15 protein-coding genes and 2 pseudogenes are annotated in these 17661 nt (G+C 71.3%); 10 read left to right on the top strand and 7 right to left on the bottom strand.

Translation table 11 applies throughout. The features are described 5' to 3' along the window. Positions 1-5: 5 nt before the first annotated feature. A complete protein-coding gene (locus ABT403_RS29005; RefSeq protein WP_344155112.1) occupies positions 6-2228 on the bottom strand; it encodes a WD40 repeat domain-containing protein in 2223 nt (740 codons plus the stop codon). A gap of 185 nt (positions 2229-2413) precedes the next feature. Beyond that, the gene (locus ABT403_RS29010; protein ID WP_344155115.1) at positions 2414-3106 is read right to left on the bottom strand and encodes an alpha/beta fold hydrolase; all 693 of its coding nucleotides are present in this window, start codon (positions 3104-3106) and stop codon (positions 2414-2416) included. Positions 3107-4594: 1488 nt separating this feature from the next. Here ABT403_RS29010 and ABT403_RS29015 point away from each other — a divergent pair. Next, a pseudogene (locus ABT403_RS29015) lies at positions 4595-4815 on the top strand (IS5/IS1182 family transposase); the annotation flags it as partial. Between the two features lie 287 nt (positions 4816-5102). On the opposite strand, the gene ABT403_RS29020 reads toward ABT403_RS29015, so the two are convergent. Then, entirely contained in the window at positions 5103-5486 is a 384-nt protein-coding gene (locus ABT403_RS29020; protein WP_344155118.1) for a hypothetical protein, read from the bottom strand. 49 nt (positions 5487-5535) lie between these two features. On the opposite strand from ABT403_RS29020, the pseudogene ABT403_RS29025 reads away from it, so the two are divergent. Further along, a pseudogene (locus tag ABT403_RS29025) lies at positions 5536-5737 on the top strand (transposase); the annotation flags it as partial. 476 nt (positions 5738-6213) lie between these two features. On the opposite strand, the gene ABT403_RS29030 reads toward ABT403_RS29025, so the two are convergent. Together ABT403_RS29030 and ABT403_RS29035 are read right to left on the bottom strand one after the other, a co-directional pair. After that, a complete protein-coding gene (locus ABT403_RS29030; RefSeq protein WP_344155121.1) occupies positions 6214-6702 on the bottom strand; it encodes a hypothetical protein in 489 nt (162 codons plus the stop codon). A gap of 384 nt (positions 6703-7086) precedes the next feature. Then, positions 7087-8106 carry an alpha/beta hydrolase gene (locus ABT403_RS29035; protein ID WP_344155124.1) on the bottom strand — a complete coding sequence of 340 codons (1020 nt, stop codon included), beginning with the start codon at positions 8104-8106 and terminating at the stop codon, positions 7087-7089. A gap of 283 nt (positions 8107-8389) precedes the next feature. Here ABT403_RS29035 and ABT403_RS29040 point away from each other — a divergent pair, with 283 nt between their 5' ends. The 5 genes from ABT403_RS29040 to ABT403_RS29060 are packed head-to-tail and all read left to right on the top strand — an operon-like array spanning position 8390 to position 12361. Continuing rightward, the gene (locus ABT403_RS29040) at positions 8390-9223 is read left to right on the top strand and encodes an alpha/beta fold hydrolase (RefSeq protein WP_344155127.1); all 834 of its coding nucleotides are present in this window, start codon (positions 8390-8392) and stop codon (positions 9221-9223) included. A gap of 19 nt (positions 9224-9242) precedes the next feature. Beyond that, the gene (locus tag ABT403_RS29045; protein WP_344155130.1) at positions 9243-10148 is read left to right on the top strand and encodes an alpha/beta fold hydrolase; all 906 of its coding nucleotides are present in this window, start codon (positions 9243-9245) and stop codon (positions 10146-10148) included. After that, a complete protein-coding gene (locus ABT403_RS29050) occupies positions 10145-11755 on the top strand; it encodes an FAD-dependent oxidoreductase (RefSeq protein ID WP_344155132.1) in 1611 nt (536 codons plus the stop codon). Before ABT403_RS29045 ends, ABT403_RS29050 begins: the two co-directional genes overlap by 4 nt. Beyond that, the gene (locus tag ABT403_RS29055; RefSeq protein WP_344155135.1) at positions 11752-12060 is read left to right on the top strand and encodes a hypothetical protein; all 309 of its coding nucleotides are present in this window, start codon (positions 11752-11754) and stop codon (positions 12058-12060) included. The genes ABT403_RS29050 and ABT403_RS29055 overlap by 4 nt, the downstream gene beginning before the upstream one ends. Positions 12061-12073: 13 nt before the next feature. Continuing rightward, positions 12074-12361: a DoxX family protein gene (locus ABT403_RS29060; protein ID WP_344155138.1), complete on the top strand. Its 288-nt coding sequence runs from the start codon at positions 12074-12076 to the stop codon at positions 12359-12361. A gap of 50 nt (positions 12362-12411) precedes the next feature. Here the strand turns inward: ABT403_RS29060 and ABT403_RS29065 are convergent, their stop codons facing one another. Beyond that, complete coding sequence (locus tag ABT403_RS29065) at positions 12412-13038, bottom strand: TetR/AcrR family transcriptional regulator (protein ID WP_344155141.1); 627 nt, start codon at positions 13036-13038, stop codon at positions 12412-12414. A 293-nt stretch (positions 13039-13331) separates the two neighbouring features. On the opposite strand from ABT403_RS29065, the gene ABT403_RS29070 reads away from it, so the two are divergent. Continuing rightward, entirely contained in the window at positions 13332-13583 is a 252-nt protein-coding gene (locus ABT403_RS29070; RefSeq protein ID WP_344155144.1) for a DUF8825 domain-containing protein, read from the top strand. Positions 13584-14127: 544 nt separating this feature from the next. Here the strand turns inward: ABT403_RS29070 and pdxR are convergent. Then, positions 14128-15591 carry a MocR-like pyridoxine biosynthesis transcription factor PdxR gene (pdxR, locus tag ABT403_RS29075; protein ID WP_344155147.1) on the bottom strand — a complete coding sequence of 488 codons (1464 nt, stop codon included), beginning with the start codon at positions 15589-15591 and terminating at the stop codon, positions 14128-14130. Between the two features lie 130 nt (positions 15592-15721). Here pdxR and ABT403_RS29080 point away from each other — a divergent pair, with 130 nt between their 5' ends. Beyond that, entirely contained in the window at positions 15722-15997 is a 276-nt protein-coding gene (locus tag ABT403_RS29080) for a putative quinol monooxygenase (protein WP_211275124.1), read from the top strand. Positions 15998-16189: 192 nt separating this feature from the next. Further along, positions 16190-17617 (top strand): carboxylesterase/lipase family protein, encoded by a 1428-nt coding sequence (locus tag ABT403_RS29085; RefSeq protein WP_344155150.1) that lies wholly within the window; start codon positions 16190-16192, stop codon positions 17615-17617. Positions 17618-17661: the final 44 nt, after the last annotated feature.

Here is a 17661-nt window from a genome sequence, read left to right on the forward strand (position 1 = left end):
CACGTTCAACCGACCTTCCACAGTTGTACGTTCCCCTCTCGTCGTACGGCCAGGGTCTGTCCGTCGGGACTGAATCCGAGCGGTTCCGTGTCCTTGCCCGGCAGGGAGCCGGCCTTGCGCGGGACTCCGTCGTCGCCCAACCGCCACAGGACGACGGAGCCGTCGGACGACTGGGCCACCAGGCGCCCGTCGGGAGAGAGGAGCGCGGACGGGCCGACCGCCTCGGGCAGTGCTTGCTCCTCGGGGTGGGCCGGGTCGCGCACGTCCCACAGCGACAGGCGCGTACGTGTTCCCCCGGCCAGGACTCGTGTCCCGTCGGCCGAGAACCGCGGGGGCGGGGCGCCGGATCCGGTGGGGATGTTCACCGTGCGGGCGGCGCGGCGATCGCGCAGGTCCATGAACCGGAGGGAGTAGGTCACGGGGCTCGTCAGCAGCACGGCCGGGACGACCAGCAGGGGCGCCGTCGGGCTGAAGGCCACCCGGCCGAGGGCGAGGTCCTCGCCGCCGATCGCCTGGCCGTAGCCGATCATGTACGGGGAGCCCGGGTCGCTCACGTCCAGCAGCTGCAACTCGGCCCGCTCGCGGCTGTCCGTGGGCCAGCGGACGCTGACGGCCCACATGGTTCCCGTGGCGTCCAGGGAACTGGAGGTGAACGGGTCGAACGCGCCGGCGAGGTAGGAGTCCCAGACCTGCCGGGGCGTCGTGGGATCCGTGACGTCGTAGCGCCCGAGGCCACGAGAGGTGAACACGTACAGCGACTTGAAGTCCCGGGTGAAGTCCATCCCGTGCGTCTCGTCGGCGCCCAGCGGCTGGAACCGGCTGAGCATGCGGAAGCCGCCGTCGCCCTGCCTCCTCCACAGGCTGATCCGGAGCCCGTCGGACAGGGCGATCGTGTCGCCGTCCGGCGCGAACCGTACCTCCTGGGCGGTGGTCGCCAGGGTGGTGAGCAGGCTCGGTCGCAGGGTGCCTTCGCCGGGTGCGGTGGGGGTGGGTGTGGGGGTGGGGGTGGGGGTGGGCGTGGGTGTCGTGGGGGTGGGTGTAGGCGTCGGCGTGGGGGTGGGGGTGGCGGAGGGAGCCGGGGTACCCCGCTCCCCTTCCGGATACTTGCGGAAGACCCGGGTGGTACCCGCGTACGAGACCATCGCCTGCGGCCCGCCCGGATCGTCGGCCCACACCCGTTCACCCTGGGCGAAGACCATGAGTTCCGGGGCGGGAGAGCCGGAGAGGCGGGCCTCGACGGTGGTGCGCCCCGAGACGGGGTCGTGCGCCAGCACCTGCGCACCGTCCCGGTCGGGGACCCAGACGCGCCCGCCCTGTTCGACCGGGGGGCCCAGGCGGCGCGGCGCGCCCTCCAGGAGCCGCACCCGGTGCAGCACCCGCCCGCTGTCCATGTCCAGGGTCAGCAGCGTGTTCGTGGGAGAGACGATCACGTGAAGCCGGTCGTCCCCGCCGAAGCCGGCCTCCGCCACCCGCTCCTCACCCGCGTCGAGGGCGATGGGCACCTCCCGCCCCTTCCCGGAATCGGAGAGTACGACGAAGGACGGTGCGGAGCGGTTGACGGCGACGGCCCGCCCCTCCCCCGCGATCAGCATGACGTCCCCCGGTGCTCCCGGCACGGCGATCCGCCGAACGGTACGGCCGGCGCCGTCCAGGTGCAGGACCTCGTGCCGGTCCGGCAGGTGGAGCCATGCGCCGCGCCGTCCGTCCGGCACCGCTTCGGCGACCGGATAGCCGGCCCGCAGCGTGCCCCCGCGCGGCGCACCGGGCCCTGCTTCCTTCAAGGGGTTCAGGATGCCCTGCGCGTGGTCGACCGAGTACGCGGCCGTACCCGAGACGAGGACGGTGGAGGTGGGGGAGCCCAGTTGCTCCGTCGACGCGAGGGCCAGCCGCTGTTCGTCCACCGGGCTCGCGTACGAGATGGCGCCGTCCTCCTTCGGCAGCCGCGTCAGGAGCACGGGCACGGCACCGCCGCGTACGACCTCCATCCGGCCGCCGGCCGCGTTCGGGACCCGGACCTGCGCGACGGGCCGGGCGGCGATCCCGTCCACGGCGGTGAGCAGGCCGGGCGCCTCACTCACCAGCCAGGCGGTGCCGGCGTCCAACCTCAGGACCGTGGTGTCGCGGGGCGGCCCCAGGGACACGAGGGCCACTGCCCCGAGCGCGCAGAACACGAGCACGGCGGCGATGACCCTGCGGTCACTTCCGCGTTCCCCTTTCGAAGACGTCACGCACCCCCCATGCGTCGTCACCGGAGGGCCATTGTGCCGCGCTCCACGTCAACTAAGCGGTTCTGCAACATGGTTGACTGAAAAACGCCGGTTGTCCGCGACTGCTCCGGAGGGCCAGCGCCGGCTCCGGGAGGCAATGACGTCACCCTCCCTCCGTGGAGTACCGGAAACACCGGGCGGCGCGGTTACCGCCAGGTGGTGGTGGTGATGACGGCCTGGGCCAGGGCGACGGGCTGGTCGCGGGCGATGAGGTGCCCGGCGCCTTGGATGGGCCGGACCGTGGTGTGAGGAGCCAGGTGCAGCAACTGGTCGATGTCCTCGTCGGTGAGCGACGAGCCGTTGTCGCCGTGGACGAGCAAGACGGGCAGGTCGAGTTCCGCGGTGGTCTGACGTAGCCGCGGAACCTGGGCGAGGATGTCCTCGACGAGCTCGGCGTGGGCGCCGAGCGGGCCGACGGAAGCGAGGAAGCGGCGGACCCTGGAGGGGTCGAGGCAGGGTACGACGTCGACCAGCACCAGCCCCGCCACCCTGGCCCGCACGGCCGGATCCTCAAGGGCGGCGATGGCGGCGAGCCCGCCGAGTGAGGCACCGACGACCACGCTTGCCGGCGGCTCGGCACACACCATCGCGGCGACGTCGTCCGCGCACGCGGACAGTGACCGAGCACTGCCCTCGCTGTCGCCGTGGCCTCGCTGGTCGAAGGCCACACACCGGTACCCGGCATCGACGAGGACCTCGCTGACCGGTCCCCACACCTGACGGCGTTCGCCACCGGCGTGAAGGAGCAGGAAGGTCGGTCCGGCACCGACCTCCTCCCCGTGCAGGATCACATCGGGGCGAGTGATCCGCCGTCCTCGTGGGGCGGTGGGGCCGATCATGAGATTGACACCTTCCCTCCTCCTGCCGCACGGGGCCTCGGCCAAGCCGCCAGGGCCGGCCAGTGCTCCCCCGGAACGCGACACTGCGCGCTGCCTGCGGGCACGTTGGGAACGGTACCGGCACGCGTGCAGGTGCATGCTACGCATGGTCTTGCGGGAGGTCGAGGTGGCGCCTACGGTCGCTGCGATCCCCACCTCTTGACGCCAGGAGGGCCCCCAGCTGCCCCGTACCGCCATCGCCACGAGATCTCTGCTCGTCGTTGCCGCCCTCACTGCCGCCGGGCCCAGTGCCCAGACCTCCGGGCCGTCTCTGCGCCCGATCCCGACGACCCCGAGCAGACGGCCACCGGCTGGTGACCGCCTGCTGCGCCGAGCGCCTGGGCGAACTCCAACTCCACTACACCGAGGCCGACCCTTCGCCACCGAGGAACTGTGGGTCCCTGTCTGGCGGGCTGATCGACGACGACGAAGACCCCAACACGCGGTCGATCTTGGCCACCGGGTGTGGCGCGCTTCGCTACTTGTCAGGTCAGCCAGGCGATGCCCCGGAGCGGGGGCCGAAGCCCGGGCACTGCGGCGGCCCGACGCGGATGGTTCGGCGGCGGGCAGGCCGGGAGGGCGAACGCCTTACGGATCCCTGACTGAGCAGTCCTCGTCGTCGGCTCGTCGCTCGACGCCCTGCCTGTCACGAACAACACTAAGACCCGCAACCCTCAGGCGGGAACCTCAAGCGCCCAAGCGGTTCCGGACTTGCCGACAACGGTATCCACTAGATGGACCTTGCCTGCCTGCGTGATCCCGTCCAGGATCCGCACCCCTTCCTGGTCTCCCAGACACGTGAGCGTGTGGCTGCCGTCGGGCCTGTTAGAAAGGAGCCACCGTGTTCCGGTGAAATTTGTGTTGGGCCTGAGAGTAACTTCTCCCGTGCTTGTATTGCCGTCCAAGAACTGACTGCCCTGACTGCCCGCACCAGTTCCCATGCATTCGATAGTAAATGCGTGCGGCACGCTCGGAACCTCTTGGAGGGACCACAGCGTCCCCGTAAAGGGCGGGGCCGTCGAGGGCGCAAGAGCAACCTTGTTGGTACCCGTGTTTCCGTCCAGGAACTTATTTCCAGGCACCTCTCCAAGGCACCTGAAATTCACAAGCTTTGCCATAACTGATCACCACATAACCCTCCATACGACGACCCGTGCGCAGGCCTCTCCGCTCACGCAGCCGTTCCCGAACACCCCCGCTTATCTCCCCAAGTTCAAGACTCTGCTCCTAGGCGCCCGGACGCAACCCAACGGTCCACACCACCCACGGCTTGGCCGCCCTCCCTGAGCCGCACAAAGCCGCTGGTGCGGCGGACCACCGGGGGCCAGCGCCTCCCACACTCCGCCGCAGCTCTGATGGTGTGGGTGCGGACGGAATCTTCCGGTCGGCAGCCGGTGGCCTGCGGATGCGGGGGGTGAGTGAACGCGAGCCGCACCCGGGCGACTTATCGGACGAGCGGTGGGCGTTGATCGAGCCGGTGATCACCGAGTGGAAGGTCCGGGAACGAGCCCGCCGATTAGAGGGTTCGTTCCGCAGCTGAAGCGGTGGTGCGCCGGCGCCTGGTCCGCGACTACGAGCACCGCCCTGCCTCCTCGGCACCCCGCGTTTACTGGACGATGACCCAGGTCATGGCCCGTCGGCTCACCAACGCGAACACCCCCACCCGGTGATCCGCAGGCGGTGGCAGCGTGAACACCGAGCCCCTGCTCGACGCGCTCGGCCTCCAAGAGGCCGCCGCCCGAGCCCTGGCCGACGACCTTCGCACCCAGATCGAAGAGCTGCACTGCCGACTGCGAGAAGCCGAGACCCGCCTCGAACACCTGTCGATCACCCGGAAGACTCGCCGCCCGGATCCCGGCTGCACCGCCGGACCAGCCCTCTCCGGGCCCGCGATATCTGCGAAGCCCTCGACCACGACCTGCTGCCAAAGAACATCGAGGGACCGGCGCCCCTCTGGCTACCAGATCCACATCCCGCCGAGGACAGAAGCCCTACCGCTCTCGTCGACGCCGACCATGTGGGCCGCCTCGGGACCACCGCTTGAATCGGAGTCCAGCGGGATGACGAAGCGGTGCTCTCCGAAGTCCAGGGCCAGAATCCGATCTGGATCCAGTTCATAGCCGTCGACGGTCTTGCCGATGTAGCAGCGCATGAGCTCCAGCGACCCTGGTGCGGGAAAGCGCCACTCGCGGCCCCCGTACACCCCCGAGGGGTCGCTCAAGGCCCGCAGAATCGGTCCATCGAAGTGCAGCTCGACGTAGTCGCGCACGAAAGACACAGCGCTGACCTCCAAGCCCATCAGCAACTGGAGCGGGTCGTCCGAGTCGTTCGCATGAGTCACAAGCCCATGCTGCCAGAGGCCTCCGCCCGCCCCCTCACGAGTCCTCCCACTGACGGACTCGGCACTGATCGGGCCGGTGATCTCGGAATGGAAGGCCGACCACCCGTCGCCGACGGGGCATCAAGGCCGTTACGAGATACGGGAGATCGCCAACGTGTCTCCCGCACGACCTGCCGCCGAAGTCGGCCGTCTACTACTTCGCGGCCTGGCGCGACGACGGCACGGACGTGAAGATCAATGACCTGCTGCGCTAGCGGGTCCGGGAGAAGGCCGGGCGGTCAGAGCGTCCACACGGCGCACGCCCCGGCGTACGCGACGGCCTGGTCCGGGCCGAGGATCACGTGCTGGCCAAGGAGGCCGCGCAGGGCCCCTGCGGCGGGCCGTGCTCGGCCACATGGTCCGGGGGGACGCCGGGGAACTACGTGTCGCCGCCAAGGCAGACCGAAGTCGCCCGCGCTGCTGACGGGGCATCGGCCTGTAGACCGAATGTGCGCGATGACAGGGCTGTTCTCGTCCTCGGCGACGAGGGAGGGTTCGGGGATCCAGCACGCGTCGGGGCGCAGGGCGTCGACGAGGTCGCGCACGCGGGCGGTGTCGCGGAAGGCCTCGGACGAAGCGCACAGACGGGCGGCCGGGACTGCGCGATCCGCTCCAGCCGCCGGCATGGTCCACGGGCCGGGGGCCGGGGGCCATCGGCAGTGGGATTCCGTGCGACACCACAGAGGGCCTACTCAGCGTCCTCCTGAGCGCTCCGTCTGCCTGTGGCGCCGACCGCTGCCACCGCCCAGCCCGCCACCCACAGCGCGCCGACGGCGAGCGCCGCGACGGCGGTTCCGGCATCGGGGGGCGGGGCGCCCAGGTCGGGAGCCAGGCCCGCCGCCCGCGCGCCGAAGCCGATGACGCCGGACCCGACCATCAGGATCCCGGCCCAGGAGACCAGCAACACACACCCCCGGACCCATCGGCCGACCGGCGGGCGGACCAGCAGCAGGGCGACCAGCGCCATCAACAGGCCGAGAGCGGCATTGCCCAGCTGAGCTGCCGCGACATCACCGACCGACGCATACGCCTCGGGCGGCGCGGGGAAGCCCGGCATGCCCAGTTCGCCGTCCCGCGCGAGGCCGACCTTGCTGATGGTGTAGGCGAGCGCACCCGCGCAAGCAGTGAGCGCGGCGACCCGCTGCATCCCCGTCCGCTTCCTCGTTGCCGTGTTCATGACTCCATCCTGGTGCGGAGCCCGTGAGGCCACGTCCTCCGCACGTAGCGACCTCCTCCCCCGTCCGGGGGAGCACAGCGGCCTGCCCGGCGCGTCCCGCCTCAAGCACCTCCCGGACCGGACCGGGTCGGACCGCCCACCGCGCAGGGGTGCCCCTGCCACACGAACCGGCCGACGCCCCCGACCTCGGACCCGGGGCCGGGGCCGGGTTCGGCCAGCGCGTAGTCGGTGCGGCCAGCCGGTCCGTCGAGCAGCATGCCGCCCAGGGGGCGTGGTTGCGGCCGCGTCGGCGATGTCGGCGGTGGTGATCAGGCGGTCTGCTCGCGTTGCGGCCCTGGGCCCGCTTCGCGGGCGGCTGGCCAGGAGGGAGAGCGTCCGGGACGGTCAGGGCTTGGCCAGGGCGGTTCGCAGAGCGTCGAGGGCGGCGGTGCGGAAAGCGGTCATCGAGGGTGCTTTGCCGTCGAGCAGGGCATCAGCACCGTGGTACATCCCTGGTTCGAGCCGCAGTTCGCAGGCGACCCCGGCCTCGCTCAGGCGCCGGGCGTAGTCGACGTCTTCGTCGTGGAACAGGTCGAGGTCGCCCACGCCGATCCACGCGGGCGGCAGCCCGGCGAGGTTCCTACGCCTTGCCGCAGCAATATAGGGGCGATCGTCGCGGTCCTGTGGTGGGCGGCCGAGGTAGGAGGTCCAGGCGAAGCGGTTGGAGTCCGGGGTCCACGTATAGACGGCGCTGTGGGGAGGGTCGACGCGTAGAGCCGTGCGGTCGTCGAGCATGGGGTAGAGGAGGAGTTGGAACCGGACCGGCATTCCTGAATCGTGGGCGCGCTGGACTACGGCGGCGGCGAGTCCGCCTCCGGCGCTTTCGCCGCCGACGGCGATGCGGGCGGGGTCGATGCCGAGGGCGGCGGCGCTGGCGTGAAGCCAGCGAAGCGCACCGAAGCAGTCGTCCAAGGCTGCGGGGTACGGATTTTCGGGTGCGAGCCGGTAGTCGACGCTGACGACCAGAACGCCGAGTTCGTCGGCGACGCGGCTGCACCAGGTGTTCTCCTGCCGAGCGGCACCCATGACGGTTCCTCCGCCGTGGATCCAGAGCAGCGCCGCGCGCGGCGTTTGGCCGCCTGATGCCTGGTAGGTGAGCACCTCGACGGGGAGGCCGTCGGTCGTGGCCGGCAGCGTGCGCCGCTCGACGCGGACCCCGGGCCTGGAGGCGGCTCCCGCCAAGGGCACGAGGCGGCGGGCGATGGCCAGAGTGACCGGGTTGGCGAAGTTCAGCGGGAGGTAGAGCACGGGGTGCCGCAGCTCGCGGGGCACTGCCGTCAGAGCGCGGCGACGTGTGCTGATCGCCGCAGCGGCGCCGAGGGTCGCTGCGGCGCCCAGTCCGCTGAGAACGCGTCGGAGTGTCATGTACTGCGGACCTTTCGTTCGGGTGATCACGGTTCTCGGCTTCAGGGGGTGTGGCCGTGCCGGTCGGGCGCGGTTTCCAGGTCGGACAGTGGCTTCCGGCCGATCTCATGGGCCTCGTCGCCGGGAAGGCCGGACATCCGCAGCAGATCCTCGGTGGCCTGGTCTGCCGCTTCGGGGGCATCGCGTTCGGGTGGTCGTGCAGGAGGTGGCCGAGGCAGGGCGCCGTGCCCGCGCCAAGGCTTCCACTTGACACGACCACCTTATCGGCAACAGTGTATCCATTATGAGTACCTGGTCCGAGCCCCAGCCCGATTCCCGGTTCGTCGAGGTGGACGGCCTGCGGATCCACTACAAGCGCGCCGGGCACGGCCCGGCTCTCGTGCTGCTGCACGGCAGCGCCTCGTCCCTGCAGCACTTCGACCGCGCGACGGACCTGCTGTCGGGTTCGTTCGATGTCATCCGTCCCGACCTGCCGGCGTTCGGGCTGACGGGCCCGCGCGAGGATCGCGACTACCGCGTCCCGGTGTACGCCGCGACGGTGGCGGGCTTCCTGGAGGCGCTGGGAGTGCCGCGCTACGCGGTGGCCGGCAATTCCCTGGGCGGCAACATCGCCTGGAACCTCGCGCTGGACCATCCGGAGCGGCTGACCGGCCTGGTGCTGGTCAATGCCACCGGCTACCCGGAGAAGACGGTGCCCGCAGGCATGCGCCTGACCCGCAACCCGCTGGTGCGACCGCTGCTGAGGCGGGTGATGCCGCGCGGGGCCATCGAGCGCAACCTGCGCGCGGCCGTCGGGCCGCATGCGCGGATCGTGGACGACGCCATGGTGGACCGCGCCCATCAGCTCATGAGCCGCCCCGGTAACCGCTCTGCCTTCGTCGACTTCTGCAACACCGACCAGCCGGACCGCAGCGCGCGGATCCCCCGCATCAGGGTGCCCACACTGGTGCTGCGCAGCGCGGGCATCGACGGCCAGCACTTCGCCCGCGACATCCCCGGTGCCCGGGAGCTCGTCCACCCCCACGGCGGACATCTGCTGCCGGAGGAGGAACCGCAGTGGGTCGCGGAGGCGATCACGACGTTCCTCGGCTCCTGCGCCGGGACCCCCGCGCACTGAGGGCAAGGAGGCCCGTGCCATGAAGTACTTCGTCGCCCCGGGCGAGGACCGCAAACTCACCGCCGACTCGCGGGGGGCGCTGCGCGGCAGTTTCATCGAGCTGTCCGACGGCGTCACCCACTACGAGCTGACCGGGCCCGAAGGCGGGGACGTGGTCCTGATGGCGGGCGGGCTGACCATCCCGCTGTTCTACTGGGACGGCCTCGTCAGCGAGCTGCACGCCCAAGGGCTGCGCACTCTGACCTGCAGCGCCTACGGCCGCGGCTACTCCGACCGGGTAAGGGCGCGATACGACGAGAGGCTGTTCACGCGGCAGCTGGCCGAGCTGACGGACCGGCTCGGCCTGACGGCGCGGCCCCTGCACCTGGTCGGCACCTCCATGGGCGCGCTCGTCGCCATGACGTACGCGGCCCGGTACCGCTCGTCGGTGTCCACGCTCACCCTCGTCGGCCCCGCCGGTCTCGCGCGACCGCGGTTGACCTCCCCCGACCGGCTGATGCGCAGCGATCTGCTGGCCGGGGTGGTCGCCCGCCACCGCGGCCTCCGGCTGCTCCAGGGGCACCTGGGGCACAACGTCCGCGACCCCGAGCTCGGCGCGGAACTGACCGAAATGGTCCTCGGCTCCCTCCGCTTCGAGGGCTCGCTGTACGCGGTCTTCGACACCCTGCAGCACCTGCCCGTCACCGGCCGTGACGACCTCTTCCGGCGGACGGGTGCGCTGGGCATTCCGACGCTGCTGCTGTGGGGCGACGAGGACACCGTCACGCCGTCGGCGTACGCCGACACGGCGCGCGCCCTGCTGAAGCCTCACAGACATCACAGCATTACCGAATGCGGGCATATGGCCCCGTTCGAACGGCCTCGCGACGTCGCCGATCAGCTCGTCCCGTTCGTGTCCGCACGCACCGAAAGGCTCGACCCATGAACAACCCGCAGGCCATCGACGTACTGATCATCGGTGCCGGCCCCTCGGGCTCCGCCCTGGCGATCGACCTCGTACGCCGCGGACTCGACGTCCGGATCGTCGACAGGTCCCCCCACGCCTTCGACGGCTCGCGCGCCAAGGGCATCCAGCCCCGCAGCCTCGAAATCCTCGAAGACCTCGGCGCCCTCGACGACGTCCTGGCCGGCGGCGACCTCTATCCCAAGCTCGGGCTCCATGCAGGACCGATCAGCGTGCCGTGGAAGATGTTCCCCCACACGGAGCCGACCCCGGACGTCCCGTACCCGAACACCTGGCTGATCCCGCAGTTCCGCACGGACCGCGCCCTGCACGCCCGGCTCGGTGAGCTCGGCCGCGAAGTCAAGTTCGGCAAGGAACTGACCGAGCTGACGCAGGACGAGGACACGGTGTTCGCCACGGTCGTGGGCGCGGACGGGGCCGAGGAGATCGTCGCCCGCTACGCCGTGGGGGCCGACGGCGGCTCCAGCGCGGTGCGCAAGCAGCTCGGCATCGGCTTCGTGGGGACGACGGACGAGTCCGACCGCGTGCTGATCGTGGACGCCTCCGTCAGCGGCCTGGCCCGCAACCGGTGGCACATGTGGCCCGGCCTCGGCGGCAAGCTCATCGCCGCCTGCCCGCTCCCCGGAAGCGACATGTTCCAGTGGATGATCCGGCTCACGCCCGACGAAAAGCCGCCCCAGGAGATCGGCGCCATCGTCGACCGGATCCACTCCCACACCCGCAACCGGCACATCCAGCTGCACGAGATCCACTGGAAGTCCGTGTTCCGGCCCAACATCCGTCTGGCGAAGCACTACGGCCGCAGACGTGTCTTCCTCGTCGGCGACGCCGCGCACGTCCACACCCCGGCCGGCGCCCAGGGCCTGAACACCGGCATGCAGGACGGCTACAACCTCGGCTGGAAGCTCGGCCAGGTCCTCGCCGGAGCCGACCCCGCCCTCCTTGCCACCTACGAAGCCGAGCGGCAGCCGATCGCCGCCGGCGTCCTGGGCCTGTCCACGGAGAAATGGGGCGGCATCGCCAAGCTCGACCCCTCCAGCATGAAGCGCGGCAAGGACGAGCAGCAGCTCTCCCTGACCTACTACGGCGGCCCACTCGCCCCCGCCGACGGCGACAGTGGCAACACCGGCACCGGCACCGGCACGCTGCGCGTGGGCGACCGCGCACCGGACGCCCGCCTGCTCGGCGCCGACGGCACCGAGACCCGCCTGTTCGACCTCTTCCGGGGACCGCACTTCACCGCCATCGCCTACGGCCCCGGCGCCGCCCAGGACCTCGAACTCCTCGACTGGCCGACGACGGGCGCCCCGCTGAAGCGGCTGACCGTCGGCCCGGCCGGGGGCGACGGCCGCGCCTTCTCCGACTCCGAGAACACGCTGCGCGGTGCCTACGGCCTGACCGGCGACACGCTGCTGCTGATCCGGCCCGACGGCTACATCGGGCACATCGCCACCCGGGACTTCCTCACCGCCACTCAAGCCGCCGTGCGGGCGATGACGCCGCGGACAAAGAGCCGCACCGTGTCCCAGCCGAGCCACACCCACCCCGGTCCGCGGGCCACTGAATGAGCCGCATACGGCTGCACCGGGCGCAGGTCATCACGATGACGCCGCAGCGGCCGGACGCCGAGCACGTCGACGTCCCCGCCGCCTGCGAGGCCATCGCAGCCGTCGGCGACGTCATCGAGGCGCCCGGCTCCGGGGTCGCCGACTTCTCCGGCCGCGTCATCATCGGCGAGCCCGCGCTGGCACGGCTGCTGTGCGACGCCTTGGAGCACCATCCCGAGGAGGACTGCCAGGCTCCGGGCGGGTGGCTGGGCACGCTGCGCGACGAATGCCCAGGAGTGGACGGTCGTCGACAAGCCCCGACCTGATCGACAAAGCGGAGTGCTCAACACACTCGCGTTGCCGAAGGCACGTGAGCTGGCCGCCGAGACCGGCTTCTCCGTCGCCGCCTACCGCCGCATCGGCGTGCTGCAACTGGCAGGAGTCGCGGGCGTGGCGCTCGGCCCCGCCGTGCCGGCGCTCGGCGGCCTCGCGGGGGTCGGCCTTCTCCTGCTGCTGGCCGGAGCTGTGGTCGTACACCTGCGCAAGGGCGACCCGGTTGCCACATTCGTGCCCGCCGCCGTGTGCGCGGTGCTGGTCGCCTCATACCTCTGGGCCTTGTTCGCCTGAGGCACTGCATTCACAGGCCGACGGCCTCAGATTCGGATCGTCCTGGCTGGTCAGGCGTCGTCGCGCAGGTGGGCGAGCCCGCTGAGAAGGAGTTCGAGGCCGAAGGAGAACTCGTCCTCGATCGGAACGGGCATCGACCCGGCGACGGTGACCGTTGCCGGGAACAAGACTGGATCGGCGCTCTGAAAGACGGCGGACAGGTGCGCGTCGTCGCGTTGCCCGCCGCCGCCATGACCGTTGACCTGTATGGCGAATCCGAGGACGTAGCGGGCGAGGGTGGCGAAGGTGTGCGCGGCCAGTCGCGGCGGGAAGCCGCTGCCGAGCAGCGCCGCGAGACAGTGTTCCCGCAGCGCCATGGCGTTCGGCCCCAGGGGTATCTCTTCGGCCATCAGGCGCGCCGCGTTCCGGTGGCGGGCGAGGGCCTCGAACATGGTGTGCGCGACCGTCCGCAGCGCTTGCTGCCAGCCCATCGCGCGGAGTTCGTCGCCGTTCAGGTCCACGGCGCCGAACATGCGGTCCACGACGTGGGCGACCAGTGCCGTCCGGCTGTCGAAGTGCCGGTACAGCGTCGCGGTGCCCGAACCCAGGCGCTGGGCCAGCGTCCGCATCGAGAGAGCGTCGGCCCCTTCGTCGTCCACGATCTGCAGTGCGGTGGAGACGATGCGCTCCAGCGGCACAGGCGGACGCCCCGGGCGCCGAGCCGATGCCTGGGTCGCTCGCGTAGGACCAGCTGCTGCCACGGAAACGTTCACCTCCTCGGCCAGCACCATAACAGCAACACCGTATCCACTATGGAGACCGCCGGCTGGACACCGAGTGGCGGTGCCCCCTTCGATCCGCCGTACCTGGACGCGACCTACTGCATAGCCTGTGTCGAGCACCCCAGTTCCCGCACTCCCTGCGCGAGAGCTGACTGCCGGATTCGGCGAGGCATTCGCGCAGGAATTCGAACACGTGTTTCCATTGGAAGATGAGACCACCGTTCCGCTTCCCGGAGGACCTGATCACCCTCCAAAGGGCGTGGCAGCAGACCTACGCCGAACTGGCGCAGGCCCCCGCCGGGGCCGGCACGACCGCGTTGCGGCGCCGGCTTCTCGACCTGTCGGCGCGCCTGTGCACCCACCCGTACTGGACCGCCCCCACCGGACGGCGGGCCGGCGCAGCCGACCTGCAGCGCGCCGCCCGCACACCCACGGGCCCCGGACGGAAGGCCGCGGCATGAGCCGCCCCATCGACCCCGCACCCGCGCGGCCCACGCCGGTCTCGACCGGGCCGTGCGTCCGGTGCCGCCGGGCCACCACGCGCTACGGAGCCGGCGCCAGCCCCCTGTGCCCGGCATGCCGGCAGGCCCGGGCGGAGCGGCTCGCCCGCCCCTGACCGTGACCGCCCCCCCCAACCACAGCCCGCAGCGATCACCCTCCTGCTGCCCGACGGGCACTACGGCAGACCACTGAAAGCAGCGGCGTCGAGCCCGCGGAGTACAGCACGTGGATGACCTCCGCGCAGTTGCGCCCCATCCCCGGCTTCGCCCTGGACCAGGTGCCCACCCACCCGCAACCCCACCGGCGTGGCGGCGGCCCCGGCAACGCCGTGGGTGTGGGTGCTCGACGGCCGCACCCGCGCCCGGGCGGCCACTGCGCACGCCGTGGAGTGCGCGCTGGCCAACGGACCGGGCTCTCGCCTTCAGCCCGAGCCCATCCGCATATCGCATATCGCATATCGCATATCGCATATCGCATGCCAACGGCCTAGCGTGCAGATGACCATCAGTCAGCTGCATGAACGAGCCGGTCACCGCCGAGCGCCGAAGTCGGTAGCTGGTCGAGGAGGACCTCCGCGATCTGTTCGGCTGCCCACTGCGCGCGGCTCGGGGCGAGTCGGCCGTAGCCGATGACCAGGGCCGGCGGTTGGCGGCGGGTGGTGTATCCGGAGAGGGCGGCGGTGGCGATGCCGCGGTCTGCGAGGTGTTCGACGATCACGTGGTCGTCGAGTCCGGCGGGCAGGGGGACCAACAGGTGCAGGCCGGCGGCGATGCCGCGGACCGGGCCGCAGTCGCGGATGACGGCATGGCCGCCCAGCGCGGTCACGAGGGCGTCGCGGCGGGCCCTGTAGGTCTTGCGCACGCGGCGTAGGTGCTTGTCGTAGCCGCCGGTGCCGGCGAGCCTGGCGAAGGTGAGCTGGTCCAGGGTGCTGGGGCCGGCGGCCGCGGTGTCGAGGGCGTCGAGCAGCGGTTGGCGCAGCGCCGGCGGTGGGACCATCCAGCCCAAACGCAGTCCGGGATGCAGGGTCTTGCTGACCGAGCCCAGGTAGACCACGAGGTTGCGGTCGAGGCCGGCCAGCGCGCCGACGGGTCTGCGGTCGTAGCGGAACTCGGCGTCGTAGTCGTCTTCGACGATGACGGAGGCGCGCTGCACGGCCCAGGCGAGCAAAGCCCTCCGGCGGGCGGGGGACAGGGCCGCGCCGGTGGGGAACTGATGGGCCGGTGCGCACAGCACCGCCCGGGCATCTGTGCGAGTCAGCGCCTCGACGTCGAGGCCCTCGGCGTCCACGGCGACCGGCACGGTGGGCAGGCCGGCGGCGGCCGCGACCCGGTGCAGACGGGGCCAGCCGGGATCCTCGACAGCCAGGTGCGGGACCCCGCGTGCGGCCAGGACCCGCGCGACGAGCGACACTCCGTGGGAGGTACCGCAGGTGATGAGTACCTCGTCGGCCTCGACCGCCAGTCCGCGTACCCGGCTCAGATAGGCGGCGACGACCTCCCGCAACCGCTGCGCCCCTGCTGCCTGCGGAAAGACCGATGGTTCCCAGTCGGCGCCGGCGAGGACGTGGTGCAGGGACCGGGTCCACCCGGGTGCGGGGAATGCGGCCACGTCCGGTGTGCCCGGCCGGAGGTCGGCCACCACCGGCGGTGCGGAAGGTGCCCGCCGGGCCGTTGGTGCCCGGTCCGGGTTGGGCCTGGTGGGATGGGCCGTGACGCGCGTACCGGAGCCCTGCCGCGTCTGCAGTTGGCCCTCGGCGGCGAGCTGGGTGTACGCCTCGTTGACGACCCATCGGGAGCAGCCGAGTTCGGCAGCCAGCGCGCGGCTCGGGGGGAGCAGGTGGCCCGGTGCCAGGCGGCCCTCCACGATGGCGGTCCTGATCCCGCTCGTCAGGCGCTCGTACAGCGACCCACCGTCCTCGGCCAGTTCGATGAGGAGGCCGCTGGCTCGATTGGTCCGGTCACTGTCCATGAAAGAGGACTGTATAGCCGGACTACTTGCCCCTAGCGTCGTCCTGTGCCGCTGGTGGCAACGGGTCACCGCACCATGAACAGGAACACCCACCCTGATGACGAACATCGAATCTGACGCATTGACAGTCGTGGCTCAGTTGCGGGCCAAGCCCGGCAAGGAGCAGGCTCTGCACCAGGCACTCACCGCGCTCGTGGCGCCCACGTCGCGCGAGCCGGGCTGCGTCACCTACAACCTGCACGTGGATGTGGACGACCCCGCCTCGTTCTGCTTCTACGAGATCTGGCGCAGCCGCGCCGACCACGCCGCGAACCTCCAGACCGCCCACCTACAGGACTTCGCGGCCCGGATGGACGACCTCCTCGACGGCGAGCTTCGCGTCAGTCTTCTCCGCCACATCGCCTGAGGCCGGGACCAGGTGCCCGTAGGAGACGTGGTACCCGGCTGACCTCCTCCTGCGGCTCGGGGGCGAGCGCGACGCCGAAGCGCAGGAGGTCGTCGGCGCAGGTGGCGTGTACGGTCACGGTCACGGCCGCGCCCGGCCAGACCGCCGGGCGGCCACGTCGATCGTCAGGGTGTTTTGGCCGAGGAGGTCAGCATGACCGTGGTAGTCACGTCCGCAGGGAAGATCCGCGGGACGAGCCGGGACCAGATCGCGTGCTTCCGGGGGATCCCCTTCGCCGCCCCGCCCGAGGGCCCGCTGAGGTTCCGGCCCCCTGCACCGCCCGCGCCGTGGGACGGCGTTCGTGACACGCTCGCGTTCGGGGCCGCGCCCCCGCAACTCGCCCCGGCACCCGGTGCACCGGCGATATGGCGGCCCGGGGACGGGCTGGACTGCCTGACCGCGAACGTGTGGACTCCCGACCCCGGTGCGGCCGGTCTGCCGGTGATGGTGTGGATCTATGGGGGCATGTGGAAGCACGGCTCTGCGCGCATGCCGCAGTACGACGCCACCGCGCTCGCCGGTGCGGGTGTCGTCGTGGTGACCTTCAACTACCGGGTCGGCTTCGAGGGTTTCGGTCACCTGCCGGGCATCCCGGACAACCGCGGGCTGCGCGACCAGATCGCGGCCCTGCAGTGGGTCCAGGACAACATCGCCGCGTTCGGTGGCGACAACGCCAATGTGACCGTGTTCGGCCAGTCGGCCGGAGCCGCGTCCGCCGTCCTGTTGGCGTCCGCCCCCGCGGCGCGTGGCCTGTTCCGACGCGTGATCGCCCAGAGCATCCCGGCAGGAGCCCGCACCCGCGCCGAAGCCCACGCCGCCACCACGGCGATCGCCGAGGCCGCGGGCCTCCCCGCGACCTGGGACGCGCTGGCCTCCCTGCCGCCCGAGGCGCTCCTCGCGGTCCAGGACGCGCCACTGCGCGGCCCCGAAGACGGCTTCACCGCGTTCGGCCCCGTCGTCGACGACGACCTGGTGACCGGACAGCCCTGGACCGCCTTCGAGGCGGGCGTGGGCGGCGACGTCGACCTGATCTGCGGGTTCACCCACGAGGAATACCGGGGCCAGGGGCCGGTCCCGGCAGCGAAGGACATCGACCTGGGGCAGGTCACCGAAGCCGTCGGCCTCGGCAAGGACGCGGCCGCCGCCTACCGCGAGGGCTACCCGGGGCTCTCCGACAACGCCCTGTTCACAGAAGTGCTGTCCGACGCGCTGGTGCGGATGCCGACCACCCGCGTCGCCCAAGCCCACACGCGAGCCGGCGGCCGGACCTGGCTGTACGACTTCACCTGGCAAGGCCCCGCCCTCGGGGCCGCCCACGGCATCGACGTCCCCTTCACCTTCGGTAACCCCAACACCCGTTACGCGGCACTGTTCCTGGGCTCGCCACCGCCCGCCGACTTCGCCGGCCTGTCCGAGCGCCTGCGCACCGCCTGGACCTCCTTCGCACGGACCGGCGACCCCGGCTGGCCCCGCTTCACCCCCGACCAGCCCACCACCAGGATCTGGAACCTCCCACCCACCGACACCGCCTACCCGCTCGAAGCGTCCCGCCAGATCTGGGAACGCACCGACCCCGCATAGCAACACCGGCCACACGCCCCCGGAATGCCGGCCGCGCCAGCCGT

The organism is Streptomyces sp. NPDC000075, from assembly GCF_040301925.1.
Taxonomy (GTDB): Bacteria; Actinomycetota; Actinomycetes; order Streptomycetales; family Streptomycetaceae; genus Streptomyces; species Streptomyces polychromogenes.

Bases quoted from the DNA above. Each gene is read 5' to 3' on its own strand.
- ABT403_RS29010 (WP_344155115.1), bottom strand. From the start codon at position 3,106: ATGATCGGCCCCACCGCCCCACGAGGACGGCGGATCACTCGCCCCGAT.
- ABT403_RS29030 (WP_344155121.1), bottom strand. From the start codon at position 6,702: ATGAACACGGCAACGAGGAAGCGGACGGGGATGCAGCGGGTCGCCGCG.
- ABT403_RS29035 (WP_344155124.1), bottom strand. From the start codon at position 8,106: ATGACACTCCGACGCGTTCTCAGCGGACTGGGCGCCGCAGCGACCCTC.
- ABT403_RS29040 (WP_344155127.1), top strand. From the start codon at position 8,390: ATGAGTACCTGGTCCGAGCCCCAGCCCGATTCCCGGTTCGTCGAGGTG.
- ABT403_RS29045 (WP_344155130.1), top strand. From the start codon at position 9,243: ATGAAGTACTTCGTCGCCCCGGGCGAGGACCGCAAACTCACCGCCGAC.
- ABT403_RS29050 (WP_344155132.1), top strand. From the start codon at position 10,145: ATGAACAACCCGCAGGCCATCGACGTACTGATCATCGGTGCCGGCCCC.
- ABT403_RS29055 (WP_344155135.1), top strand. From the start codon at position 11,752: ATGAGCCGCATACGGCTGCACCGGGCGCAGGTCATCACGATGACGCCG.
- ABT403_RS29070 (WP_344155144.1), top strand. From the start codon at position 13,332: ATGAGACCACCGTTCCGCTTCCCGGAGGACCTGATCACCCTCCAAAGG.
- pdxR (WP_344155147.1), bottom strand. From the start codon at position 15,591: ATGGACAGTGACCGGACCAATCGAGCCAGCGGCCTCCTCATCGAACTG.
- ABT403_RS29085 (WP_344155150.1), top strand. From the start codon at position 16,190: ATGACCGTGGTAGTCACGTCCGCAGGGAAGATCCGCGGGACGAGCCGG.